This is a genomic window from Salinibacterium sp. VpJ6, assembly GCF_059767345.1.
In genome coordinates this window covers 194,013-217,639 of record NZ_JBSOQL010000004.1, presented here as the reverse complement: position 1 = coordinate 217,639, position 23,627 = coordinate 194,013, and the positions used below count along the sequence as shown (strand labels likewise).

23 protein-coding genes and 1 riboswitch are annotated in these 23,627 nt (G+C 63.3%); of the genes, 11 read left to right on the top strand and 12 right to left on the bottom strand.

All coding sequences use genetic code 11. From position 1 onward, the window contains the following. The first annotated feature begins 183 nt into the window (after positions 1-183). Positions 184-1,644, top strand: a complete 1,461-nt coding sequence (locus tag ACWTV1_RS13060) for an aminopeptidase P family protein (protein ID WP_498505656.1) — start codon at positions 184-186, stop codon at positions 1,642-1,644. Positions 1,645-1,690: 46 nt separating this feature from the next. Continuing rightward, the gene (locus ACWTV1_RS13055) at positions 1,691-3,148 is read left to right on the top strand and encodes an SPFH domain-containing protein (RefSeq protein ID WP_498505655.1); all 1,458 of its coding nucleotides are present in this window, start codon (positions 1,691-1,693) and stop codon (positions 3,146-3,148) included. A 112-nt stretch (positions 3,149-3,260) separates the two neighbouring features. Here ACWTV1_RS13055 and ACWTV1_RS13050 read toward each other — a convergent pair whose 3' ends face one another. From ACWTV1_RS13050 to ACWTV1_RS13040, 3 genes are all read right to left on the bottom strand, one after another. Then, positions 3,261-3,404 (bottom strand): MetS family NSS transporter small subunit, encoded by a 144-nt coding sequence (locus tag ACWTV1_RS13050; RefSeq protein ID WP_197180149.1) that lies wholly within the window; start codon positions 3,402-3,404, stop codon positions 3,261-3,263. Continuing rightward, on the bottom strand, positions 3,401-4,984 hold the full coding sequence (locus ACWTV1_RS13045; protein ID WP_498505654.1) for a sodium-dependent transporter: 1,584 nt from the start codon (positions 4,982-4,984) through the stop codon (positions 3,401-3,403). The genes ACWTV1_RS13050 and ACWTV1_RS13045 overlap by 4 nt, the downstream gene beginning before the upstream one ends. 151 nt (positions 4,985-5,135) lie before the next feature. Continuing rightward, entirely contained in the window at positions 5,136-6,503 is a 1,368-nt protein-coding gene (locus tag ACWTV1_RS13040; protein WP_498505653.1) for a flavin monoamine oxidase family protein, read from the bottom strand. Positions 6,504-7,134: 631 nt separating this feature from the next. Between ACWTV1_RS13040 and ACWTV1_RS13035 the strand changes: the two genes are divergently transcribed. The 3 genes from ACWTV1_RS13035 to ACWTV1_RS13025 are packed head-to-tail and all read left to right on the top strand — an operon-like array spanning position 7,135 to position 9,703. Further along, the gene (locus ACWTV1_RS13035; RefSeq protein ID WP_498505652.1) at positions 7,135-8,097 is read left to right on the top strand and encodes a metal ABC transporter substrate-binding protein; all 963 of its coding nucleotides are present in this window, start codon (positions 7,135-7,137) and stop codon (positions 8,095-8,097) included. Then, positions 8,094-8,834, top strand: coding sequence for a metal ABC transporter ATP-binding protein (locus tag ACWTV1_RS13030; RefSeq protein ID WP_498505651.1), 741 nt, complete (start codon positions 8,094-8,096; stop codon positions 8,832-8,834). The genes ACWTV1_RS13035 and ACWTV1_RS13030 overlap by 4 nt, the downstream gene beginning before the upstream one ends. Continuing rightward, complete coding sequence (locus ACWTV1_RS13025) at positions 8,831-9,703, top strand: metal ABC transporter permease (protein ID WP_197126192.1); 873 nt, start codon at positions 8,831-8,833, stop codon at positions 9,701-9,703. The genes ACWTV1_RS13030 and ACWTV1_RS13025 overlap by 4 nt, the downstream gene beginning before the upstream one ends. A gap of 47 nt (positions 9,704-9,750) precedes the next feature. On the opposite strand, the gene ACWTV1_RS13020 is transcribed toward ACWTV1_RS13025, so the two are convergent. The 7 genes from ACWTV1_RS13020 to ACWTV1_RS12990 all read right to left on the bottom strand — a co-directional run bounded on the left by ACWTV1_RS13020 (position 9,751) and on the right by ACWTV1_RS12990 (position 17,494). Next, positions 9,751-10,509 carry a metal-dependent transcriptional regulator gene (locus ACWTV1_RS13020; RefSeq protein WP_498505650.1) on the bottom strand — a complete coding sequence of 253 codons (759 nt, stop codon included), beginning with the start codon at positions 10,507-10,509 and terminating at the stop codon, positions 9,751-9,753. Between the two features lie 101 nt (positions 10,510-10,610). Then, a complete protein-coding gene (locus ACWTV1_RS13015) occupies positions 10,611-11,153 on the bottom strand; it encodes a hypothetical protein (RefSeq protein WP_498505649.1) in 543 nt (180 codons plus the stop codon). Between the two features lie 256 nt (positions 11,154-11,409). Continuing rightward, positions 11,410-12,879, bottom strand: coding sequence for a cryptochrome/photolyase family protein (locus ACWTV1_RS13010; RefSeq protein WP_498505648.1), 1,470 nt, complete (start codon positions 12,877-12,879; stop codon positions 11,410-11,412). 30 nt (positions 12,880-12,909) lie between these two features. Further along, positions 12,910-13,365, bottom strand: coding sequence for a MepB family protein (locus tag ACWTV1_RS13005; RefSeq protein WP_498505647.1), 456 nt, complete (start codon positions 13,363-13,365; stop codon positions 12,910-12,912). Between the two features lie 361 nt (positions 13,366-13,726). After that, a complete protein-coding gene (locus ACWTV1_RS13000; protein WP_498505646.1) occupies positions 13,727-14,566 on the bottom strand; it encodes a hypothetical protein in 840 nt (279 codons plus the stop codon). 482 nt (positions 14,567-15,048) lie between these two features. Beyond that, positions 15,049-15,372 (bottom strand): DMT family transporter, encoded by a 324-nt coding sequence (locus tag ACWTV1_RS12995; protein ID WP_100389353.1) that lies wholly within the window; start codon positions 15,370-15,372, stop codon positions 15,049-15,051. A gap of 9 nt (positions 15,373-15,381) precedes the next feature. Beyond that, positions 15,382-15,446: riboswitch (guanidine-III (ykkC-III) riboswitch) on the bottom strand. Between the two features lie 2 nt (positions 15,447-15,448). Further along, positions 15,449-17,494, bottom strand: a complete 2,046-nt coding sequence (locus tag ACWTV1_RS12990) for a transketolase family protein (RefSeq protein ID WP_498505645.1) — start codon at positions 17,492-17,494, stop codon at positions 15,449-15,451. 109 nt (positions 17,495-17,603) lie between these two features. On the opposite strand from ACWTV1_RS12990, the gene ACWTV1_RS12985 reads away from it, so the two are divergent. The 4 genes from ACWTV1_RS12985 (at position 17,604) to ulaA (ending at position 21,203) form a co-directional block, all read left to right on the top strand. After that, on the top strand, positions 17,604-18,800 hold the full coding sequence (locus tag ACWTV1_RS12985; protein ID WP_498505644.1) for an ROK family protein: 1,197 nt from the start codon (positions 17,604-17,606) through the stop codon (positions 18,798-18,800). Positions 18,801-18,911: 111 nt separating this feature from the next. After that, entirely contained in the window at positions 18,912-19,364 is a 453-nt protein-coding gene (locus ACWTV1_RS12980) for a PTS sugar transporter subunit IIA (protein WP_498505643.1), read from the top strand. A 28-nt stretch (positions 19,365-19,392) separates the two neighbouring features. Then, positions 19,393-19,668, top strand: a complete 276-nt coding sequence (locus tag ACWTV1_RS12975; RefSeq protein ID WP_100389357.1) for a PTS sugar transporter subunit IIB — start codon at positions 19,393-19,395, stop codon at positions 19,666-19,668. 44 nt (positions 19,669-19,712) lie between these two features. Continuing rightward, positions 19,713-21,203 (top strand): PTS ascorbate transporter subunit IIC, encoded by a 1,491-nt coding sequence (gene ulaA / locus ACWTV1_RS12970; protein ID WP_498505642.1) that lies wholly within the window; start codon positions 19,713-19,715, stop codon positions 21,201-21,203. Between the two features lie 90 nt (positions 21,204-21,293). Here the strand turns inward: ulaA and ACWTV1_RS12965 are convergent, their stop codons facing one another. Then, positions 21,294-21,920, bottom strand: coding sequence for a pyridoxamine 5'-phosphate oxidase family protein (locus tag ACWTV1_RS12965; RefSeq protein ID WP_498505641.1), 627 nt, complete (start codon positions 21,918-21,920; stop codon positions 21,294-21,296). A gap of 97 nt (positions 21,921-22,017) precedes the next feature. Between ACWTV1_RS12965 and ACWTV1_RS12960 the strand changes: the two genes are divergently transcribed. Next, positions 22,018-22,218 carry a helix-turn-helix transcriptional regulator gene (locus ACWTV1_RS12960; RefSeq protein ID WP_100389361.1) on the top strand — a complete coding sequence of 67 codons (201 nt, stop codon included), beginning with the start codon at positions 22,018-22,020 and terminating at the stop codon, positions 22,216-22,218. Next, on the top strand, positions 22,202-22,600 hold the full coding sequence (locus tag ACWTV1_RS12955; protein WP_498505640.1) for a hypothetical protein: 399 nt from the start codon (positions 22,202-22,204) through the stop codon (positions 22,598-22,600). The genes ACWTV1_RS12960 and ACWTV1_RS12955 overlap by 17 nt, the downstream gene beginning before the upstream one ends. 65 nt (positions 22,601-22,665) lie before the next feature. On the opposite strand, the gene ACWTV1_RS12950 is transcribed toward ACWTV1_RS12955, so the two are convergent. Then, positions 22,666-23,460, bottom strand: a complete 795-nt coding sequence (locus ACWTV1_RS12950; RefSeq protein WP_100389363.1) for a winged helix-turn-helix domain-containing protein — start codon at positions 23,458-23,460, stop codon at positions 22,666-22,668. Positions 23,461-23,627 lie beyond the last annotated feature (167 nt).

Genomic DNA, 23,627 nt, shown 5'->3' with positions numbered 1-23,627 from the left:
TCGGGGTGTGGCTTTCTTGCGTTAGGCGACCATGCGAAGAATTGCTCGGGAGCGCCGGCCAGGCATCCCTGGTCTAGGATCCTCAGCCCAGAAGGCGGAACCCGCGGGCTCTAAAATGGAGACACAACTTCTGTCGCCGGGCGCACCGCCGACAGCCAGTTCTCTGCTTCGAAAGGCTGCGCCATGCACTCGACTTCTGACTCCCATCCGCACACCGCTCCCGCAGTCTCGGTGCCGCACCCTGATCGTGGCGACCCGCGCTTGCCGCACTTGCGCAACGCCACCGGTTTCATCGAGTACATGGAGACTGGGTGGGCTACTCCCGATCGCACGCCCGACACCGTGCCGGGCATCGCCGCGGCCACGGCAGCACACCGCGAGCGGTTGAGCCCCGCGTTTGCCGGCCGCACGATCGTGGTGGTGGGCGGCGTCGCACCGGTGCGCGTGAACGACAACTATTACGGATTCCGCCCCGACAGCAATTTCTTCTGGTTGAGCGGATGCTCGGCCGAAGACGCCGTGCTCGTGATGAGCCCCACAGCCGGTGGCCACGACGCCACGCTCTTCATTCCCGCTCCGGCATATCCGGGCGAGGCAGACTTCTTTGCGGATGCCGCCCACGGCGAACTCTGGGTTGGCTCCGCCCCCGGCATGCCCGAGTGGACTGCCGCGCTGCAGATCGAGACGCGTCCGCTCTCGGAACTCGATGCGGCTTTGGCTCGCGCGAGCGATATCGCGCTGACCGGATCGCTGCACGGCGCCCGCCCGCTGTTGCGCGACATCCCGGTCTCGCACGATCTCGGTCGGGTGCTCTCGGAGATCCGCATGATCAAAGACGAGTGGGAGATCGCCGAACTGCGCGGTGCCGTGAACCACACCATCGAGGGCTTCAAGGCGGTCGCTCGCGAGATTCCGCAAGCCATCGAGTTCGGCGGCGAACGCTGGTTGCAGGGCACCTTCGACCGCTACGCGCGCACCGTCGGAAACGGCACCGGGTACACGACGATCGTCGGCAGCGGAAAGAATGCACCCGTGCTGCACTGGGTGCGCTGCGACGGTCCCGTGAATCCCGACGCCGCCGTGCTGCTCGACATGGGAGTGGAAGCCCGCTCCCTCTATACGGCGGATGTCACGCGCACGCTTCCGGCATCCGGAACCTTTTCGCCCGCCCAGCGCCAAGCGCACGACCTCGTCGAGAAGGCGCACCGTGCGGGACTCGCGGCCGTTGGCCCCGGAAAAGTCTTCAGCGACTTTCATCTCGCCGCGCTCGAGGTGATAGCGACCGGTCTGCACGACTGGGGCATGCTCCCCGTTTCGGTCGATGAGGCGTTGAGCCCGCAGGGCCAGCACCACCGTCGGTACATTGTGTGCGGCATCGGACATCACCTCGGCCTCGACGTTCACGACTGCGCGCAGTCGAGCTACTCCGCGTACCAGAGCGGCGAACTCGTGCCCGGAATGGTCATGGCGGTCGAGCCCGGACTCTACTTTCACGAGTGGGATAACACGGTGCCGCCCGAGCTGCGGGGCCTCGGCGTGCGCATCGAAGACAACGTGATGGTCACCCCAACAGGCCACGAAATTCTCTCCGAAGCACTTCCAATCACGGCGGATGGCATTGAAGGGTGGATGCGGGGCCTCTAACCAAGGACAATGGGGAGCGATCGCTCATTTTTTGAAAGGTGCATACATGGAAATCTTCGCCACTGGCGGACTCGTCCTCCTCATCGGAATCGGGGTGGTCATCCTTGTTGTACTTTTCCTGGTCATGTTGCTGATCGCTCGCGCCTGGTTCAAGGTCGCTCGCGCCGACGAGGCTCTCGTCGTTTCGGGGCGTTCGCAAAAGGACTCCTCGGGTAAGGACTCCGCCGTCACGGTTATCGTGAATGGCAAGGCGTTGGTCAACCCGATCACGCAGCGCCACGAGACAATCTCGCTGCGTTCGCGTCAGGTATCGATGACCGCTGAAGCGCAGTCGGCCGACAACGTGACGTTGCAGGTCGAAGCGGTTGCGATCGTCAAGATCGGTTCGGACCCGATGCTGGTTCGTCGCGCTGCTGAGCGTTTCGCCTCGCAAGACCAGGCCATCGAGCAGTTCACGACAGAGCAGCTTGAGGGTGCTCTTCGTGGTGTTGTTGCCACGCTGTCTGTTGTTGAACTCATGCGTGAGCGCAAGAAGTTCTCTGACCAGATCGCGACGGATGTTTCAACTGAGCTTGCTGAGCAGGGCCTCATTCTTGACTCGTTCCAGATCAAGGGCATCGGCGACAAGGTGGGTTACATCCAGTCGCTCGGTACCCCGCAGATTGAGTCGAAGCGTCGCGAAGCCGAGTTGGCTACCGCCGACGCTAACCGCGAAATCTCCAAGCGCAACATCACCGTTGCCGAGGCAAACCTGATTGAGCAGACCGCGCTCGACAAGAACACCGCAGACTCTAAGGCCGAGGTCGGTAAGGCTAACGCTGAAGCCGAGCAGGCCGAAGCTCTCGCTCGCGCCCGTGCCGAACAGGGCGTTCTGCAGCAGCGTGCTGAGAACCGTCAGGCGGAGCTCGACGCTGACGTGAAGCGTCTCGCTGACGCCAACCTGTACAAGGCTCAGAAGGATGCCGACTCCGACGCTTACCGTCTCGTTAAGGGTGCAGAAGCTCAGGCCCAGATCGCGGCTGTCGAAGCTGAAGCAGTGCGCGTTCGCGCCGCTGCCGATGCGGATGCCACCCGCCTTGCCGGTGAAGCAAAAGCTGCGAGCATCGAAGCTGAAGCCGCGGCTCTCGCTAAGCATCAAGACGCGCTTCTCGCTCAGCGCGCCCTAGAAACTCTGCCGCAGGTCATGGAGCAGTGGGCCAAGGGTTACGGCCAGATCGGTTCTGTCACCGTCATCGGCGGCAGCGGAGCCAGCGGTGGAGACACCGTCGGCACCGAAAGTGCTGTTGCGCTGCGTGGAACGTTCGAGTCGATCAAGGCAGCAACCGGCCTTGACCTCGCGTCGATCATCCAGGGCCGCACCGTTGGTCAGGCTGTAGGCGAAGCCGCTCGCGGAGAGTCGAACGACAGCGCTCTCGGCGCCACGCTAGCGCAGGCAGCAAACACCGTCGCAAACGCTGCGCCTCAGTCGGCTCCGGCCGCTACCGAGGGCGACACGGCTGAGTAGCGTTTGGCACCTCAACTAGAACGGCAATGGCCGGGCATCCTCACGGATTCCCGGCCATCGTTGTTTTTGCCGCTAGGGGCGACGGGGGCGCGTGCCCACTGCGCCTCGAGCGCTAGTCGTCGTCGCTGACGAGTTCTGAGCCCTCGGGATACACGTCGAGCTGGGGCTTGCGAGCGAGGAAGATGATGCTCGCGATGAGGCCGCCCCACACGAGCACGGCGGCGATGATGAAGAACGTGATGGCGATGCCGCTCATTTCTTGAGCTCCTTCAATACTTGGGCGCTGGGCCAGGGGGTGAAGTCATCTGGGTCGTGCTTCCAGCGCAGCGCGGTCATGGTGATTGCCCCGATCAGGATCACCGCGATGGTGCCCCAACCCGCAATCGCGAGGTACCAGAGCGGGTAGCCCTCGTAGCCTTCCGTGACGAGCACGATGATGCGTTGGATGAGCATGTAGAGCAGCACGGCGGGCGCCAGAATTCCGACGAGAAGCTGCCAGATTCGCCCGACCTTGAAGGTGGAGACGGCGTTGAGGTGGCCGGCCAACTCTGGCCCCTTACGGAAGACCCAGATCACGAGGATTGTCGCCGCAATTGCCGCACCGACGATTCCAATGTTGTTGGCCCACTGGTCGACGGTGTCGAGGGTGATGAGTCCGGTGGTCGTAGAGAACAGCAGTACCGAAACAACGGCCAGTGCCGACCCGACCCGGAGCGATGCCTGGCGGGAGGTAATCCCGAACTTGTCTTGGAACGCGGATGACACGACCTGCAGTACTGACAACAGCGAGGTGAAGCCGGCCATCACGAGCGAGCCGAAGAACAGTGCCCCGAAGAGTGGCCCGCCGGGCATTTGCGAGACGATCGCGGGGAACGTGATGAACGAGAGGCCGACGCCGGTGAGCCCCTCGAGCTCGTCGACACCGACGCCCTGTTGGAACGCAAAGAAGCCGAGCGTCGCGAAGACACCAATGCCGGCGATGATCTCGAACGAGGAGTTCGCGAACGCAACAACGAGAGCGGGTGCTGTGACGTTTGCCTTGCGGCTGCGGTACGAGGAGTACGTGATCATGATGCCGAACGCGATCGACAGCGAGAAGAAGATCTGGCTGTAGGCCGCGATCCACACGCCGGGGTCGCTCAGGGCGGAGAAGTCAGGGGTGAAGAGAGCATCCAACCCGGTCATCGCGCCATCGAGGAACAGAGCGCGAACGACGAGGATGAGGAAGGCCACGACGAGCAGCGGCAAGAAGATCACGTTGGCGCGCTGTACGCCCTTGGCGATGCCGGACCCGAGAACGGCGAGCACTGCAACCCAGACGAGCACGAGGGGGATGAGCACGGCAGGCACGAACTGCGTGCTAAAACCGGGGTCTGAGGTTTGCAAGAACTCACCGAGGAAGAAACCTGCGGTGTCATCGCCCCAGCGCAGGTCAAAGCTGAAGGTGAAGTAGCTGGCTGCCCACGCGACGACGGCGGCGTAGTAGACGGCGATGACGATGCAGATCCAGACTTGGAACCAGCCAAGCGACTCTAGCCACTTGCCCGCCTTGCCGCCGAGACGACGGAACGCGGTCGGCGCTGATCCGCGAAAGCGGTGCCCGATCGCATAGTCAAGAAAGAGAATCGGGATGCCGGCCGTGACCAGTGCGATCAGGTACGGAATCAGGAATGCCCCGCCACCGTTCTCGTAGGCGACACCGGGGAAGCGCCAAATGTTGCCGAGACCCACGGCGGAGCCGATGGCCGACAGGATGAAACCCAGCTGGCCCGACCACTGTTCACGCGGCCGTGAGGCGACCGTTCCGTGTGCTCCCGAATGCTGTTGCGCTGACACAGTTGCTCCTCTGCGTGATGGTCACCCGAATGACCGTCGCTGGGGCCGCCCCGAAATAGTGGCCCGCTACCCCCGAAGGAGTGTTCTCACGTTAACACCGTGGGGTGCCAGATGGCGACATGTGACGGTGAACGATGGCGGTGGGCTGGCGCTACAGCGCTGCGGTAAGGGCGTCAAAGGGGAGCTCGACCCCGAGGATGTTTTCGGCCGCGCGGTGACCGGAGCGTAGTGCCGCGGTAACGGTGGCTGGATCATCCGTCCACGTTGCTTCGCCCGCAAAATGCAGCACGTTCTCGACCGGCGTGGCCATCAGATCGTGGTCGTCGGGCGTGGATCCCGGGGTCATGTACGCGTACGACCCGTACGAGTAGGGATCGTCTTGCCAGCGCGTCACGAGCACTTCGTCGGGGTGCTCGACGCGCTCGCCGTAGAGCCCGCGCAGAGCATCGAGAACCGACGAGCTGATGTGTTCGTCGCTCCACTCGCGCGCCTCGATAGCGCTGGGGCCGGCCGCGAACGTGAGCAGGGTGGGAACACCGTGCAGATCGGTGAGATCGTACCAGGAATGCCACCACTTGCCCGCCTCGCCCTGCTGGCGAATCGCGTAGACGCTCTCATCCCAGAAGCGAGTGGGGAAGCGCAGAAAGACCTTCTCGAAGTTGTTCATCTCGAAGCCATCGATGGCGTGGGTGAGCCACTCGGGCAGTGCTGGCTCGAACGTGAGATCGCCGCTCTTGAGCACCCCAATCGGCACCGTCACGATCACGCGGTTCGCAGCAAACTCACCCTGCGCGGTCGCAACCGTTGCGCCTTGCTTCGACCAGCGGATGCCGGTGACCACATGCTCGAGACGCACGTCGAGTCCCTGCGCGAGATTCGTTGCCAGCTCGTCGTAACCGTCGGGGAACACCACCTCGTCGCCCTCAACCGTGTCATCGTCGAGACCGTGCGCATCGAGCAACCCGGCGTGCACGCCGTACTGCTCCTCGGAGCGGTGCAGCACGAACTCGCGCACGCGCTCCGCCCGATCGAGGTTCCAGCCGAGGGTGGAAAGCGCGGCATCGGTCGCCTGCTCATACGACGAGCCGAGAGTGGAAGCCTGCACCGCCGTGGCAAGATGCGCGTCGAAGGTGCGTACGTCATCCGCGAACTGGGCGACAGCGTCGTCGCTGAGGCGCTCGCCGGTGGGGCTGTAATAGGCGATGGGGCGGCCGGTGGGTTGGTAGCTGCCGACCGTGAACTCGGCCGTGCGCATGCCGAAGGCGTTGACGATTTCGGTGAGGGGGTTGTCGTCGATGCCGTGAATCCAGGATGCTCCGCGGTCGGTGGCGACGTCGCCGGAGCGTTCGGTGAAGGTACGGCCACCCGTGCGGTCGCGGGCTTCGAGCACGAGCACGCGCTGGCCCGATTGGGCAAGAAAGCGTGCCGCGGTGAGCCCGGAGACTCCGGCGCCGACGACGATCGTGTCGAAGCGTGTTGCGGCAGGGTCGACGGTGGGCGCGCTAGCGAAGTCGGTCATGAGGTCACAGTAGCAACGCGGTGTTGGGTTCGGATGACCTTGACGTCGGTTTGGGGTGTACCCCACGTGGGCGGTTCGCGACCGCGACCGTCCGTAAGGGGAACCTATTACGGTCGGTAGTCTTCGCGGTCTTCGTAGAGTGAGCGAGCGCTGGGATCCGCGCTTCGGCCACCGTTGGCCGCTCCGCCTAACTGGGTAAACACGAATGCCAGGCGCTTAGCGACCCGACCCATCAGATTGAGAAACCGTTTCAACATCGTCGGTCCCTTCTCGGTTAGCTCAACTATATTCAGCAACGCAGTTCGACTGCAATACTCTCCTCCGCATCCCGGAGTTCGAACGGTGTCACAAGCGGAGCGCCGAACGCGCTGATGTCGTCACACACGCTTCGGCCTCTCACCCAGACGCTTCGGGAAGCCCAGCGGTCACTCGAATTGGTTGTCGAACAGCCAGCGCTGCGGCCTTCGTTCGACGCCGAGATTCGCTGATCGCGACGTCGAGTGTTGAGGTTGTCAGTGCGCCAATTCTGGGGCCACGAAAGAATCGCAACTCTTGCTGGTTCACCGCATTTTCGAGGAACTACGTCTAGACGTAGTTTCTTAACGAGGCTCTCCCAACATAGGATCAGAACATGGGAACGAGAGTCGCAACAGGTCGTACGCGCACAGCACGCACGACGATGTTCGCGGCTGCAGCATCCGCCCTCCTGCTCGGTCTCACTGGCTGCACCGCGGCTTCGGATGCGACCGCCACGACCGACCCGAACGATGACCGCCCTGTTGTGCTCACGACCTTTACGGTGCTCGCTGATATCGCCGAGAACGTGGCCGGCGACAACCTGCGGGTGGAATCCATCACCAAGGTGGGTGCTGAGATCCACGGCTATGAGCCCACGCCGGGCGACATCGCCAAGGCGGCCGACGCTGACCTGATTCTCGACAACGGGCTCAACCTCGAAGCGTGGTTCGCGCAGTTCGTCGACGGTCTCGACGTGCCACACGTTGTTGTCTCTGACGGCGTAGACACCATCAACATTGCCGAAGATGCCTATGAAGGGCTGCCCAACCCGCACGCGTGGATGAGCCCACTCAACGCACAGATTTACGTCGACAACATGGAGGCCGCGTTCGCTGAGCTCGACCCCGATAATGCCGCCGACTACGCCGCAAATGCTGAGGCGTACAAAGCTGAACTGCAACTCGTGCACGATGAGCTCACCGCAGAACTGGCCGAGCTTCCCGCAACGCAGCGCGCGCTCGTCACCTGCGAAGGTGCGTTCTCCTACCTCGCGCGCGACTCCGGCCTGACCGAGCAGTACCTGTGGGCGGTCAACGCCGAGCAGCAGTCGACGCCGCGCCAGATCGCATCCGTCATTGAGTTCGTGCGTGCCAACGACGTGCCCGCCGTCTTCTGCGAATCCACCGTGTCCGACCGCTCTATGCAGCAAGTAGTCGAGGCCACTGAAACGAGCTTCGGCGGAACCCTCTACGTCGACTCCCTGTCGGAGGCCGACGGCCCAGTGCCCACCTACCTCGAGCTGCTGCGCCACGACGCCGAGACCATCATCGCCGGGCTGGGCGGGGCCTCCCAGTGAGTGCGCCTGCCATCGAAGTGCGCAATGTCACCGTTCACTACGGCGATGTGCTCGCGCTCGACAACGTGAGCCTCAGCCTCGCGCCCGGCCGCATTTATGGCCTCATCGGCATGAATGGCTCGGGCAAGTCGACCCTTTTCAAGACGATTACCGGGATGCTACGCCCCGACCACGGCACAGTCACGCTGGCAGGTCAGCAGCCTGCACTCGCGCGCAAGGCCGGAGCGGTCGGCTACGTTCCGCAGAGCGAAGACGTGGACTGGGCGTTCCCGCTTTCGGTTCGCGATGTGGTGATGATGGGTCGCTATGGCCACATGGGTTTCTCGCGTCGCCCGAAGGCTGCCGATAAGGCTGCCGTCGCCGAGGCGCTTGCCCGCGTTGAACTGACTGACCTCGCTGACCGCCAGATTGGCCAGCTCTCGGGCGGCCAGAAGAAGCGGGCGTTTGTGGCCCGCGGCATCGCTCAGGGCGCGACGATCCTGCTTCTCGACGAGCCGTTCGCTGGAGTGGACAAGCGCTCCGAACGCACGATCACGATACTGTTGCGCGAGCTCGCCGCCGAGGGAGCCACCGTGCTCGTCTCCACCCACGACCTCAATGCGTTGCCGAAACTCGCCGACGAGGCGATCTTGCTGATGCGCACGGTGCTGCTGCAATCCACTCCCGCCGAGGTGCTGAAGCCCGAAAACCTCGCACGGGCCTTTGGCCTCGACGTCACGGCGGGAGACGCAGAATGAACCCTCTCGATTTCCTCCTCGAACCCCTCAGTTACGACTTCATGGTGCGGGCCCTCGCCACAAGCGTGACCGCCGCCATCGTGTGTGCGGTGCTGTCGTGCTGGCTCGTGCTCATCGGCTGGTCGCTCATGGGCGACGCTGTTTCGCATGCGGTGCTCCCCGGTGTGGTGCTCGCCTATGTAGTGGGCGCGCCCTTCGCACTCGGTGCTGTCATCTTCGGCTTCCTTGCCGTCGCCCTCATTGGCATCGTGCGAAACACGAGCCGCATCAAAGAGGATGCCGCCATCGGCATCGTCTTCACCACCCTGTTCGCGCTCGGAATCGTGCTCATCTCCGTCACGCCCTCGCAGACCGACCTCAACCACATCATCTTCGGCAACCTCCTCGGAGTCTCCTGGGCCGACCTCGCCCAAGTTCTCATCCTCGGCGCGATCACGCTCACGATCCTGCTCGTGAAGCGCCGCGACTTCACCCTCTACGCCTTCGACGCCACCCACGCCCACGCGATCGGCCTCAACCCCAAAGTGCTCGGCGCTGCGCTGCTCGGCCTACTCGCCCTCACCGCCGTCGTCGCGCTTCAGGCCGTCGGCGTCGTTCTCGTCGTGGCCCTGCTCATCATCCCCGGCGCCACCGCGTACCTGCTCACCGATCGCTTCTCGCGCATGCTCGTGATCGCCCCGGTAATGTCGGCGCTCGCGGCCGTCACCGGGCTGTACCTCAGCTACTACCTCGACACGGCATCCGGCGGCATGATCGTGCTCGTTGAAGGCTGCATCTTCGCGCTCGTCTACCTGTTCAGCCCCACGCAGGGTGTGATCGGTAAGCGCCTCGGTGCGATGAAGCGGCAGCGGATGCTCGCCGCTCAGTAGCTCGAAAGGCACCGCCTGCACGCGGAACCCGCGCGGTGCGCCTCAGGTCATGCCGTGAGGGTGCCGCCCGATACGTAGAGTGCGTCGGTCGCGCTCCGGCCCAGGCTGATCGGCACAGCGGATTGGCGCACAGCACCGTCAGTCGCCTCGCCCCGCGCCTCACGGCTCGCCTCACCGCTCTTGCCACTAGCGTCATCGACCACAACGACCTCGAGCGCATCCGAATACGGCGCCCCGGCGTTCACGCTGAGGGCCGCTTCGAACACGATTCCGCGCTCTTCGAAGAACTTAAGTAGCTCGGGGTCGTCGTCGGAGATGCGTTCCACGACCACGGTGCTGCCGGGGGCAATGCGGGTGAGCTGCACGGCATCCGGGATTGTGATCACGCCGTCGGCGCTGGGGATAGGGTCGCCGTGCGGGTCGCGGGTGGGGTGTTCGAGAAACTCGTCGATGCGTTCCACCATGAAGTCAGAGACGGCGTGCTCGAGGTTTTCGGCTTCGTCGTGCACTTGATCCCAGCCGTAGCCGAGCACGCTCACGAGGAACGATTCGATGAGGCGGTGCCGGCGAACCATCGCCACGGCGTGCGCGCGACCCACGTCGGTGAGGGCGATGGAACCGTAGCGGGCATGGTCCAGGAAGCCTTGATCGGTGAGGCGACGCACGGCATCCGAGACGCTTGAAAGCGTGTAGCCGGTGCGCTCAGCGATCACGGTGGCGGTGACGGGGGAATCTGACCATTCGGAAAGACTCCACACAGTCTTCAGATAGTTCTGGGTGCTGACCGAGAGCTCTGTGACCGACATGCGCCCAGTCTAAAGCCGAAGATTCAAGTACGGGTAGACGTAGTTCACGGCGTTTGCCCCCGCCGGGAGAACATCAGGCGGGGGCAAACGAGTGAAGAAAGTTAGTTGAACATTCCGTCGAGACCAAGGTCACCGCTGATGCCACCGATGAGGTCGTCGGTGTCGATAACACCGTCGAGGATGTCGTCAACGTCCACGACGTCAGTCACGTCGGTGACCACGTCGGTGGCGTTGTCTACAACGTCGGTTGCCTGAGTGGCGTTGTCGACGACGTCGGAAACGTTGGCGTCGTTCGCTACGTCAGACACGTTCGCGGAGTCGCTCACGTTGCCGACTGCGGTGTCGTTGCCGGATGCCACGGGTGCGTTGATCTCGTTGCCGGAAGCAACAGCGTTGCCGTTGAGAAGGTCACCGTTGAGGATGCCGCCGCCGAGGATGTCTCCACCCAGAAGGTCAACGTCGCCGACCTCGGGTGCTACAACGACGGGGATGTCGGTCTGCTTGGGGGAGGAGTAGGAGTATGGCTTCGTCGAGGTGTAGCTGTCACCGGTTGCTGCCATGGCGGGAGCTGCTGCTCCGACTGCGATGAGGGCTACTGCGGTAGCGGTTGCGCCGAGCGTTGTCTTCTTCGTAAATGCGTTCATGACTGAACTCCTTCTTACGTGGTCGGCCTCCGTAGAGGCTCTGCGTCTCGAGGCTTTCCCGAGGCGCAATGAGTACTCCGGAGTGCGGGTGTGACCGGTTTGGGGGTCATGTCGAAAAAGTGTGAAATCGGGCAATCGGGGGTGCGGATGCCGGCTGCCGGGTGCGCGCAGATCCGCATGTTTCCGGGGCTGAGGTCACAAGCTGGCAGTCAACTGAGGGGAATCTGGTGAACTGCCCAGTGCTGCATCCAGTGGGCTATTCGGCGGCGGCAGCTTTCACTGCCGTGTACGCCTCGAGGGCTTCGCGGCGGGTTTCGGCGAGATCCACGATGGGTTCGGGATACGCGTCGGTGCCGAGTTCGGGAATCCAATACGAGACGTAGGCACCCGTGGGGTCAAACTTTTTCTGCTGCAAGACCGGGTTGAACACACGGAAGTAGGGGGCGGCATCCGCACCAGATCCGGCAACCCACTGCCAGTTGGCGGGGTTGCTGGCTTCGTCAGCGTCAACGAGGGTGTCCCAGAACCACTGTTCGCCGGCGCGCCAGTCGATGAGCAGGTTCTTGATGAGGAAGCTCGCGACGACCATGCGCACGCGGTTGTGCATCGTGCCGGTGTGCCAGAGCTCGCGCATCCCGGCATCCACGAGGGGGATGCCGGTGCGGCCGCGGCGCCACGCGTCGACTTCGCTGACACCGGCAGGCTCGTTCACGTCGCCGAGCTGGTCGACGGTGTAACCCCAGGGGAAGGCGTTGTAGGCGGGGCGGTAGCTGTCGGTCGCGAGGCGCGGGTTGTCGAAGAGCAGGGCGGTGGAGAATTCGCGCCAGCCAATTTCGCTGAGGAACTTGGCGACGTTCTTGCGGGCCGCGGTGGGCACATCGGCGGAGCCGTTGCCGTTACCGGAGTCGCTGTCGTTGCCGGCGCCGCTACCGTTGCCGCGCAGCCGGTTCCAGATCTGGGTAGGGCTGATCTCGCCGAACCGCAGGTGTGGGCTGAGCCCACTCGTGGCATCCACGGCAGGTTCGTCGCGGCGGTGATAGTCGGCGAGACGTTCGGCGACGAAACTTTCGAGGCGATCGTGGGCGCCATCTTCGCCGGGAGTCCAGGTCTCGCGCAGTCCCTCGGCCCAGTCGGGGCGGGTGGGCAGCAGATCCCAGTCGGCGAGGTCGTCGCTCGCGGGGGAGTCGGTAGGCCAGCTCAGCTCGGCTGCGGTCGGCGCCGGCAGTGCATCTCGCACCGGACGATCTTGTGCCGCACGCCAATACGGAGTGAAAACCTTGTACGGCTCGCCCTGCCCATTGCGGATATGCCACGGCTCGTTCAGCAGATTACCCTGATGGCTTTCGACCGTGAGCCCCTGCTCGCGCAGACTCGTTTTGAGGCCGGCGTCAATGTCGCGGGCTGCCGTGTAGCGACGGTTCCAGTGCACCGAGGCGGCGCCGAGCTCGTCCACGAGCGCCGGCAGCACCTGCGCGGCCGGGCCGTGACGCAGCGTCAGCTGGCCGCCTAGATTCAGTAGGGCGGCATCCAGAGCAGTGAGGCTGTGATGCAGCCACCACTTGCTTGCCGCACCCAGCGGACGGATGCCGTCGCCGGTTTCATCATGAACATAGACAACAACAAGCGGTCGGCCTTCGCTCGCGGCGGCCGTTAGCGCAGGGTTGTCGGCTAGTCGCAGGTCGTTGCGCAGCCACACGATGGAGGGCTGATTCTGGTTTCCGCTCACCCCTCAACTCTAGGGTCGGCGGCTGACTATTTAGCTGAGCGGGTGAAAGTGCTCGCACTGCCACTGCTGGGTGTCCTGGGCCTGGCGATTGCGGGTATCAGCCCAGGGTGGGTACACGCGGAAACCGCGCTTGCCGCCTAGCCCGTCGACCGAAACGATGCCGCGGGCGATCAGCGTGCTGACCGGAAAGATGAAAGCGCCAAAGCCGTTGCTAGCGCGGGTGACGACAACGAGGTGCTGCGTGCCATCATCGCTGGGGAATGGTTGCGTAGTGCCATCCACGTCGCGGCGCCAGACCGTGACGAAGAAGCCGGGCTTGGTGGGGGTGAGTTTTGCGACCCGAAACCGGGTTGCAGCAGGAAGCGTGGTGACGGCCCCGTACTCGGCGTTGTCGGGCTCGGCCACGAGTTGATCGTGTTCGAGCAGCGCGTCGCCAAGGATGCGGATGACGTGGGCAACATCCGGATGCACTGGGGCGGTGGTCACGGTGTCCGTTCGATTCGGCGGTCGTGTCAGCCTAGGCCGTGCGATCCCCAAAAATCGCGCACCGCTTAAATAGTTCGAGGGCCGGTTTCAGAGGCATGAAACCGACCCTCTCCCTTTGCACCAAGAGTGTCCTGCAATCACATTCCGCAGTAGCTGCCACAGCAAACAACCTCTGCTCTATGAATGTATAACGGAAAGATAACGCTGTCTAGTTACCGTTCCGTTATTTTTGGCAAATTTCCAGAAAAGTCTGTCTACCCCTGCGTTTCTGGGCAAAACAGGCCGAAATGGAATGCTTTGTGCGCAGATGAGCAGCGGGGTTCGGCTGCCGCTCGCTGTGCCGCTCGCCCCGGCAGGAAAGCTAGTTCAATGCCACGATCTGGCCGACCGCGGTGTCGAGCTGCACCATGCTGCCAAAGGTTGCACCCTTAAGCGTCATGACGTAATTGGAGCCATCTGCCGAGGGGGCATAGTTGACCACGGTGCCTTCGGGCAAGATCGTGAGCGCGTGCCCGTCCGGTGTCGAGAGGGTGCCGCCGGGGGTGGCAAGGCTCAGGCTGGCGGGCTTGCTCTGCGGCGCGATCTGCTTCAGCACGAACTGCACGGTGCCAAGATGTTGAATGAGCGCCATCCGCTCTTCGTCGGCGGATGCGAACGACGCAGGCGCGGCGACCGGCGCTGGCGTGATGATCTCGGTGGTCTGGCCGGTCCCGCCCGTAGCCGCGCTTTCGGCGGGCTTCGACAGGGCTAAGCCTTCCGAATCAAACGTGAATTCTGTCTGCGCGACCTGAAATGTCAGGGGAGAGTTGAGAGCCGACCCGTTGAGATAGAAGTTGGCGACAAGTGCGGTCATGAGAAGCGTTCCAAAAGCGCCCAGCAGGATGCCAATGATTGGACTTAGCCGGGCGGTGGCCTCCCGATAGTGGCGAAGTCTGAGGGCGTAGAAGCCGTAGGCGATCGCAGTGATCCCCACCGTGGATGCAATGTATCCGTTCCCTGCTCCCGCCGAAGCGATGGGGAACAGGGCAAGCCCGGCAGCGATGATGCCGAAGACCAGTGAGAGTCGTCCAGGCCCATTGCGTACCAACTTCCGCGGGGCGAAAGTGGTCGTCGACCGATTCGATGAGTAACGGTAGCTATCTGCCGGACGATAGTTGTTGTTTTCGGGCGGCGACCAATCCCGTGGTCCAGCTTGCTTCATGGATTCCCCTCGACTCGCACCCCCGCGCGAGCATCACTCAATTCTTGCAGCCGGAGGCACCTCGGCGGCTACCCCAGAAGGGGTGGAGAGGTCTTTTAGTTGCGTTGATTGCCTCACTTCTGACACTATGAGCGCGGCAGATTTCCCGCTACTGCGGGGCCCTGGAAGTGGACTTTCAAGTCGCGTTTTCAGACGTCGGTCGTTATTTAGGCGAAGCGCGTCGCAATCTTTTCGCGACGACCGACAGGTATCACCTTGCCCCACTCTTCCTGCGCAAAGCTGCGCTATCTCACTATGGTTCAGGCTTCTCTCGCTCTACGGGCTATCGCTTCCTCGGGCGATCCACGCCGCCGAGAGAAAGCGCTCTACTGGTGTGAGCGGTGCCGCGCCTTTCACCTGACATCGCAGGCTGGCAATCAGAACAACAAATGGATGCGCGAAGCGGCGAAGCGAGTGAGGGCTCGCGCGCCGCTCGCAGTCCCCTAGTGCGCCGAGTCGACGAGCTTGAGCCCGACGATGCAGCCGACGAGGCCCATGAGGAGCAGAATCTTGACCCACGAGACGGGCTCGCCGCCGAAGATCATGGCGTAGGCCACGGTCAGTGCGGCGCCGATTCCTACCCAGATCGCGTAGGCGGTGCCGATGGGAATCTCGCGCATCGCGTAGCCGAGGCCACCCATGCTGGCGAGAATCGCGACGCCGAAGACGACCGTCGGCCAGAGCTTCGTGAAGCCCTCCGACTTGCCGAGGGCGGTAGCCCACACGGCTTCGAGCACGCCAGAAAGAATCAGAATAAGCCAGTACACAACAGTCTCCTTGGCCAGTCTTGTCGCATACCCGGTACTGATCCGTCGTCGGGAGCCGACTATTGCGGCTACAAATTCAGCGTAGCAAAGTGGGTGCGCCTTGGCAGCGGCGAGCAGCATCGAGCACAGCGTCGAGTGTGATCCCGCGTCGATCCATGACCTGCGCCCCTGAACCGGATTCACCGAACTCTTCCACGCTCACCACTTCGCCGTTGAGACCGACCCAGCGGTACCAGCCATCCCCGCGTCCTGCCTCGACGGCAACACGGGCGATGATTGCCGCCGGTAGAACCGACTCGCGATAGGCAGCATCGCTCGCCGCAAACCACTCCACGCTCGGCATCGAAATCACGCGGGCAGCAACACCATCCGCGGCCAAAGCCTCCGCCGCCTCAATGGCAAGAGCAACCTCGCTGCCAGTGGCGATGAGTGCGAGATCGAGGCCCTCGCCGTTCTGCCACGCAACATAGCCGCCGTGGGCGACTTTGGCATCCAAGTCGTCGCGTTCGTGCAGAACGGGAACGTCCTGGCGTGAGAACACGAGGGCCGTGGGGCCTGCGGGTTGCGCTATCAGGCGCTTCCACACCGAGACGACCTCGGCGGCATCCCCGGGACGCACCACATCCAACCCGGGCACGGTGCGCAGTGACGCTACTTGCTCAACGGGCTGATGAGTTGGCCCATCCTCACCAACAGCAACGCTGTCGTGAGTAAACACATAAACGACGGGCAACTGCATCAATGCAGCGAGGCGGATGCTCGGTCGCATGTAGTCGCTGAACACGAGGTACGTCGACGCAAACGGTCGCCATGGCCCCTGAATTGCGATGCCGGTGAGTATCGCCGCCATGGCGTGCTCCCGAATCCCAAAGCGGATGAATTCGCCGCCGGGGTTACTCGCGGTCACGGCGGAGCCGGGCACCTCCACCCCGGTCGAGCCGGCGAGGTCTGCCGATCCGCCCCAGAGAGATGAGACGTTCTGCAGTGCTTTGATGGCGACGCTGTTGAGCTTGCGAGTGGCCGACGGGGTGCCGGCGGTGGGAACCTCAATGCCGTTCAGCGCGCTGAGGGCTGCGGCGGCATCCGGATTGCGGAAGGCGTGCCAGGCGCTCGCCGCGTCGGGGTGTGCTGCCTTCCACGTTCCCAGCGCTGCGTTCCACTCTTCTTCGAGGGCCTGGCCTCGGGCGAGAGCGCCGCGGCTGAAGCCGAGGGCGTCGTCGGTGACGAGATCGTTGAGCGGAGCATCCGCAGCGAAACCGAGTGAAGTCTTGATGGCGGCAACTTCGTCGTCGCCAAAGCCGCCGGAGTGGGCGGCGGGCTTGCCCGAGAAAGCGGCCGAGGGGGCGCCGATCACGCTGCGCACGGCCACGAACGTGGGGCGGCCATCGCGAGACTGCGCTTCAGTGAGCACCGCTTCGATCTCATCGAGGTTGCTCGCGTCGTTGATCTCGAGAACTCGCCAGCCGTAGGCGGCGTAGCGAGCGCGAACGTCTTCGCTGAAGGCCGCCTCGCCAGTGGAGTCAATGGTGACGTTGTTGTCGTCCCAGATCACGATCAGGTTGTCGAGGCCGAGGGTGCCCGCCAAGCTCGATGCTTCGCCGCTCACGCCCTCTTGCATGCAGCCGTCCCCGGCGATTACCCAAATCGCGGAGTTCAGAATCTCATTGTCGGGGGTAAACAGCGCGCGCTCGCGGCGGGCGGCCAGCGCCATGCCCACGGCCGAGGCGACTCCTTGCCCGAGCGGGCCGGTGCTCATTTCAACGCCAGGGGTGTGCCCGAGCTCCGGATGCCCGGGGGTGCGGCTATCGAGGGTGCGGCTCTTGGCCAACTCGTCGAGCTCAAGCCCGTAGCCCGTCAGGAATAACTGCACGTAGAGCAGCAGGCTCGCATGGCCGGCGGAGAGCACGAGGCGGTCGCGACCCAGCCAGTCAGGGTTGCCGGGGTTGTGGCGCAGAATCCGCTGGTAGAGCACGTGCGCGAGGGGCGCCAGCGCCATCGCAGTTCCGCCGTGGCCGTGGCCCTTCGCCTGCACCACGTGGGCGGGAATGGCGATCGCGGCGCGCAGCGAATCCGCTTCGGCGGGAGTGACGTTACCTGAGAAAGGGAGGCCGGTGTCTGACATACCTGACACTTTGGTCTACTTGTGTACTAAAGTCAATGTGTGCGGAAGGATCCGCCCAGTCACGAAGTAGACTTCCCTGACGGTAGGTCACAATGCGGAGGACAAAGCTATGGCGCACGTGATCTCCACCGGTTCTGGCGTCGTGCTCGACCTCATCCGTTCGGGTCAGGCCACAACGCGTACCGATCTCATCTCCCAGCTCGGCTGGTCGCGCATCACTCTCGCTCGTCGCCTCGACGAGTTGCTGAACGCCGCGATTATCGTCAGCGCTGGCCAATCCGATTCGCGTGGTGGGCGCCCGCCCGAAGAGTTCGTCGTCAACAAAGATGCTGGCCTGTTGCTCGCGATGGACATCGGCGGCTCGCACTCTCGGCTCGCCATCACCGACCTCGTTTCCACGATCCTGCTCGAAGACGAAGCAGACATCGGGCTCGGTCACGGCCCCGACGACATCTTTGACTGGAGCTGCCAGGTTTTCGACCACATGCTCGCCCAGCTCGGCAAGTCTCGCGCCGACGTGCGCGGAATCGGCGTCGGCGTTCCCGGCCCGGTCGACTCGGCCAGTGGCCGCATCGCCTCGCCGCAGATCAATGCCCAGTGGGCGGATGTCGTGGTCAAGGATTACTTCCCCGACGATTACCGTGCGGTCTTCGCCGTCGATCGCGACGTCAACATTCTCGCGGTGGGCGAGCATCGCTTGGGCTGGCCGGAATACGACGACGCCATCGTTCTGAAGGTGGGAATGGGCATCGGCTGTGGTCTCGTGCTCAATGGTCGGGTCTATCACGGCGGTCGTGGCGGGGCCGGCGATCTGGCCCACTCGCCCTCCGGCGGCGACGACGAGTGTCTGTGTGGTCGCGTCGGCTGTCTCGACACGGTGGCCAGCGGTCGGGCGATCGCGCGCGAGTTGTTGGCGAGTGGCGCTGCTGTGCGCACGAGTGCCGACATCGTGGCGCTCAGCGACTCTGGGCACGAGGGTGTCGCAGCCCTATTGAAGGCAGCGGGGGAGCACATCGCGGATTCACTCGTCGACCCCGTGGCGCTCTTGAATCCTTCCGCCGTCGTGGTCGGCGGCAATATCGCGCACGCGGGCGACGTCTTTCTGGCGCCCATCCGGGAGCGATTGCTGCAGAACGCAACGGCGTTCTCGCGGCGCGACCTAGTGGTGATTCCGGCCAAGCTGGGTCATCAGGCTGGCGTGATTGGGGCATCCCTCATCGTGCAGGATGCGCTGTTTGAGGCGGATCGTATCAGTCGCCTCACTCGTGAGAATGGCGCTTCTCTCGCCCACTATGGCGAGAAGTAGCCACTTAGGGTTACTCGTAGACATAAGTCCCTCTTTGGCGCTAGGCTCGCAATCGCCCAGAGCATTCACTCACGGTGAAAGCTCAACGGACGAGCGAGAGAGCAGGATGCAGTGAGCGCGACCTTGGCAGACGAACTCAGCGATGACGCGATTGTCCTCGGTGCTGAGGCGAGCGACTGGCGCGCTGCCGTGCGGCTCGCGGGCGCTGCTCTCACCGCCACCGGCTCGACGACTGACGAGTACACCGCCGAAATGATTCGCGCGGTGGAAGACCTTGGCCCCTACATCGTGATCGCGCCGGGAATCGCTCTCGCGCACTCGCGGCCATCACCCGCTGTGGTGAAGACGGGGATCAGCTGGGTAAGCCTGGCAGAGCCGATCGAATTCGGCCACGCCGCAAACGATCCCGTTCGACTGGTTGTGGGCTTAGCGGCCACCGACCACGATTCCCACCTTGCCACCATGTCGAATCTCGCTGGCGTTCTCAGCGGCGATCTCGACCGCCTCCTCGAGGCGACCGATCCAGAACAACTCCGGGCAATCATCCGAGAGAACACGCAGTAAATCACTCTCGAAATCGAAAGGCACACTCATGAAGATCGTTGCGGTTTGTGGAATGGGAATCGGCACCTCGGTTCTCCTCAAAATGAACGCGGAAAAGGTGCTTCGCACGCTCGGGGTCGACGCCGAGGTGGAGGCAGCTGACATCGGAGTCGCGCGCGGAATGTCGCGAGACGCCCAGATCGTGCTGACCTCTGAAGAACTCGCTCCGGAAATCGGAGATGTCAGCGCCGAAGTCATCATCATCGACAACTTCTTTGATCTCGAAGAGATCACTACCAAGCTCAAGGCCGCGCTACCCGAATAGTGCACCGCCTTCTCGGCTAACTAACCAATACAAGGGAGAACACAATGGAGTGGCTTGTTGTAGTCCTGAATTTCATCGGACAACAGATCCTCAATGTGCCGGCATATCTCGTCGGCATCATCACCGCGGTCGGGCTCATTGCCCTCAAGCGGCCAGCCGGAGCCGTTATCGGTGGCGGTCTTAAGGCGGCACTTGGCTTCCTGATCCTGGGCGCCGGTGCCGGAGTCGTCGTCGGTTCGCTAACTCCGCTCGGCAACCTCATCCTTCTGGTCACGGGCGCGCAGGGCGTTATCCCGACCAACGAGGTCATCACGGCTCTTGCCTCGGTGGAGTACGGCGCCACCAGCGCCTACGTGCTCACCCTCGGTTTCATCGTGATGCTCGCGCTTGCTCGGTTCACGCCGCTCAAGTACGTGTTCCTCACGGGTCATCACATGGTGTTCATGGCGCTGCTTCTCAGCGTGGTGCTCTCTGTTGGTTTCGGCCCCGACCTCAACTGGCTCGTCGTTCTCATCGGAGCGCTGCTGCTCGGTGTGATCATGGTCGTGATGCCGGCGTTCGCTCACCCGTGGACAAAGAAGATCACCGGGGACGACACGATCGCTATCGGTCACTTCGGAACCCTCGGCTACATCGCGGCTGGTGCCGCTGGTCAGGCCACCGGTCAGAAGAGCCACTCCACGGAGAAGATCAACTTCCCGCAGGGCCTCAAGTTCTTGCGCGACTCCATGGTTGCTACCGCCATCTCGATGGTTCTCATCTACCTGGTCTTCGCCGTGTGGGGTCTCATCGCTCTGCCGCAGCAGGAAGCACTCGACGTCTTTGGTGCTGCTGACAGCGGCGCGTACATCATGGCTGCGTTCGCTCAGGCTCTGCAGTTCGGAGTCGGTGTCGCGATCATCCTCTACGGTGTGCGCACCATCCTCGGTGAACTCGTTCCCGCCTTCCAGGGCATCGCCGAAAAGGTAGTTCCCGGAGCCAAGCCGGCGCTCGACATCCCGCTGGTCTTCCCGTTCGCAGCTAACGCTGTACTCATCGGATTCCTCGCATCGTTCCTCGGCGGGCTCATCTCGCTCGCACTGCTGGCAACGTGGCTCGGACCGGTCTTCGGCCTCGCGCTCATCCTCCCCGGCATGGTTCCCCACTTCTTCACGGGTGGTGGCGCCGGTGTCTACGGCAACGCAACCGGTGGTCGCATGGGTGCCGTCGTCGGTGGATTCGTCAACGGCGTTCTCATCACGATCCTTCCCGCCATCCTGCTCCTCGTTCTCGGTGAGCTCGGCTTCGCGAACAGCACGTTCGGCGATGCAGACTTCGGTTGGTTCGGAACCCTGATCGGTGTCAGCCTGCTCAGTGGAGTGCCGGCCGTGGGAGTCGTGCTCACGATTCTTATTGCCGTCGTACTCGTCGTGGCGGCATCCATCTTCCAGATTCGTGTCGTCAACAAGGGCTGGCTGCCTGGCGCTAAGAGGGACGCATGGCTCGCCAGCGAGACCGAGAAGGCTGACGCTGAGAAGGCAGCAGCAAAGGTCTAACTCACAGAACCAGGCATCGGGTGCCTTGGGCGGGCGTCATCCCACGGGGGATGGCGCCCTTTCTGTTTGTCGGCGAGCCCGCGAAACGGCTTACTCGAATGCCCGCACAGAATCAGGCACGCGGATGCCGGAGCGCAGGTCGGGCGTGGCAACAACCTCCACGGCTCGAGCTCCGAACCGCACGTGCCCGCCCCACGCATCGCCCGCGATGTCGGCGTCGGTGTCATCGGGCCAATCGTCGGAGGTGCGCAACGACCATTCCGCGATCGGCAGCGCCAGCACGAGCGTCGCTGCGAGTTCTTTCTTAGTGTTCGGGCGCACTTCGGCCAGGCGGCCGGGGATCAGCTTCTCGGTGATGGCATTGACGGCGGCGGACTTCTCCTCGCCTTCCAGCGCCCGAAATGGTCCAAACAGTACGGCGCTGCTGTAAACCAACGACGATTCGAAGGCGGAGCGGGCCACCACGATGCCACCGACGGCAGTGACCGAGATCGCGACGGGCGCACCAGAAACGAGCCGCATCCAGCGTGAGCCACTGGAGCCGTGCACGATCAGCTCATCCCCGAGGCGTGCAACTGCGGTCGGCAGAACTCCGGGGGTGCCGTCGTCATGAACGTAGGCGACGTTCCCGACGATCTCCGAGTCGAGAAGTGCGTCGAGGGCGGCGCGATCGCGCGACATCTTCTCGGGCATCCGGGTGGCATCAGTCCTTGTCATCCCGCCAGTGTGGCACGCGGGATCGCGGTCTACTGGCCGAACGACGATATGACAAGCACACTTGACACATCACAGATATGTAAAGCATGCTTGTCACATGGAATCTGAAGTAAGAGACAGACGTCAGGCCGCAGGGCTTTCCCAAGCGGCCTTGGGCGCAGCGCTAGGCGTTTCTCGCCAGACCATTAATGCAATCGAGACGGGGCGTTACGACCCATCCCTGATTCTCGCGGTGCGGCTTGCCCGGTTCTTTGGGTCGACGATTGAGGAAGTGTTTCACATTGAAGACAACGACTAGTTTCACAGTTTCGACCATCAACGTGGTGCTGTTGGGCCTTCTGCTCGCCGGCGCGGTTGTCACGGGGCTCTTCGCCAACTGGTTCGAGATGGCGCTGTTGCTCGCCGCGGCCGTGTTCATTTTCGTCAGCGCCGTTTATGCGCGGGGCCAGAAAGCGAGCGACGTCACTCGGCTCAACGCCATCGAATACCGTGACGAACGCGACCGCCTTCTCGCGAAGAGTGGTTTCGCCGTCGTGGGTGTCGTTGCGCTCGTTCTTGCCATCGTAGAGTTCGTGCTCGCGGCGGTGTTCCAACACCTGGTTTTGCTCGCTTCGGCCCAAGTGCTCGTGCTCTGCGCGGTGTGGGGTATCGCTAACTCAGTTGCGGCAAAGCGCGGCTAGCCTGCCACGGGGCTCGCCCGCATCCAGACTTCTGAAGCGCCTCCAGCGGGGTGAACGCGTGCGCCCTAGATGAAGTCCGGGCTGGGCGTCGAGGCGAAGCGTACCGAGACATCCGGATGACGGTCGTAGCGGTAGCCAATGCCACGAACAGTACGAACAACATCTTCGTACGCTCCGAGCTTGGAACGCAGGCGACGGATGTGAACGTCGATGGTGCGCTCGTTGGGAGCCTCGTCATCTTCGGCCGACCAGAGCGTCGCAATGAGCTGGGCGCGGTCGATGGTCTGCGATTCGCGCAGGATAAGGAACTGCAGCAACTCGAACTCTTTGTAGGTAAGGGCTGCGGGGGAGTCATCGATGAGCACGCGCTTGCGGGAGAGGTCAACGACTACGCCGCTCGCGGGCTTCTCCTCGGGCTCTTCGACCTGCCGGTGCTTGGCGAGAGCAGAAGGATCCTGCAGGGCGAGGCGCACGACGTCAACATCGCGTCCACCAGCGCCGACGGGGGCGAGGGCCACGGCGGCGTGAGTTTCGGAGTTCGGCACGAGCTGCTGCGTGAGCTGCTTGAGCTGCTCCACAATCGCGCTCAGGTCGGTGCCAGCAGCGGCGGCCTTGAGCTCGTCGATGCCTACGTAAAGCACAAAGCCGCGGGCTTCAGTTCCCTGGGGAACAGCGCGCAGGTGCGGCGCTTCGGTCGGTGCGGCCGGAGCCGGTGCTGCGGCTGGGCGGGTGTCCCGCGCAGGCTGCACAGCGAGCGACAGTTCGCGCGTGGTGCGCGGTGCTGCGTGCGGTGCGCTGTGAGCGGGAGCCGCGGGAGCGAAAGAGGTGCGAGGGGTACGTTCGATTGTTGCAATTGACATGGGTCCAGAAATCCTTGGATAAGGGTGAAGGGCCTCTGATGATGAGGGTGTGATCCTTCGAGATAAAACAGGTGTGTCAAGTCAGAAAGTCGCCGTTATGAGGACGAAAATCTGGGGGCATTCATTCTGGTGAGAACGCCCGGCTCAAGGTTGGCCTACTAGGCACA

Coding starts and splice junctions, on each gene's coding strand:
- ACWTV1_RS13050 (WP_197180149.1), bottom strand. CDS start 3,404: ATGAGCGGCATCGCCATCACGTTCTTCATCATCGCCGCCGTGCTCGTG.
- ACWTV1_RS13015 (WP_498505649.1), bottom strand. CDS start 11,153: ATGAACGCATTTACGAAGAAGACAACGCTCGGCGCAACCGCTACCGCA.
- ACWTV1_RS13055 (WP_498505655.1), top strand. CDS start 1,691: ATGGAAATCTTCGCCACTGGCGGACTCGTCCTCCTCATCGGAATCGGG.
- ACWTV1_RS13035 (WP_498505652.1), top strand. CDS start 7,135: ATGGGAACGAGAGTCGCAACAGGTCGTACGCGCACAGCACGCACGACG.
- ulaA (WP_498505642.1), top strand. CDS start 19,713: ATGGAGTGGCTTGTTGTAGTCCTGAATTTCATCGGACAACAGATCCTC.
- ACWTV1_RS13000 (WP_498505646.1), bottom strand. CDS start 14,566: ATGAAGCAAGCTGGACCACGGGATTGGTCGCCGCCCGAAAACAACAAC.
- ACWTV1_RS13040 (WP_498505653.1), bottom strand. CDS start 6,503: ATGACCGACTTCGCTAGCGCGCCCACCGTCGACCCTGCCGCAACACGC.
- ACWTV1_RS13060 (WP_498505656.1), top strand. CDS start 184: ATGCACTCGACTTCTGACTCCCATCCGCACACCGCTCCCGCAGTCTCG.
- ACWTV1_RS13020 (WP_498505650.1), bottom strand. CDS start 10,509: ATGTCGGTCACAGAGCTCTCGGTCAGCACCCAGAACTATCTGAAGACT.
- ACWTV1_RS12965 (WP_498505641.1), bottom strand. CDS start 21,920: ATGACAAGGACTGATGCCACCCGGATGCCCGAGAAGATGTCGCGCGAT.
- ACWTV1_RS12975 (WP_100389357.1), top strand. CDS start 19,393: ATGAAGATCGTTGCGGTTTGTGGAATGGGAATCGGCACCTCGGTTCTC.
- ACWTV1_RS12950 (WP_100389363.1), bottom strand. CDS start 23,460: ATGTCAATTGCAACAATCGAACGTACCCCTCGCACCTCTTTCGCTCCC.
- ACWTV1_RS12990 (WP_498505645.1), bottom strand. CDS start 17,494: ATGTCAGACACCGGCCTCCCTTTCTCAGGTAACGTCACTCCCGCCGAA.
- ACWTV1_RS12960 (WP_100389361.1), top strand. CDS start 22,018: ATGGAATCTGAAGTAAGAGACAGACGTCAGGCCGCAGGGCTTTCCCAA.
- ACWTV1_RS13025 (WP_197126192.1), top strand. CDS start 8,831: ATGAACCCTCTCGATTTCCTCCTCGAACCCCTCAGTTACGACTTCATG.
- ACWTV1_RS12985 (WP_498505644.1), top strand. CDS start 17,604: ATGGCGCACGTGATCTCCACCGGTTCTGGCGTCGTGCTCGACCTCATC.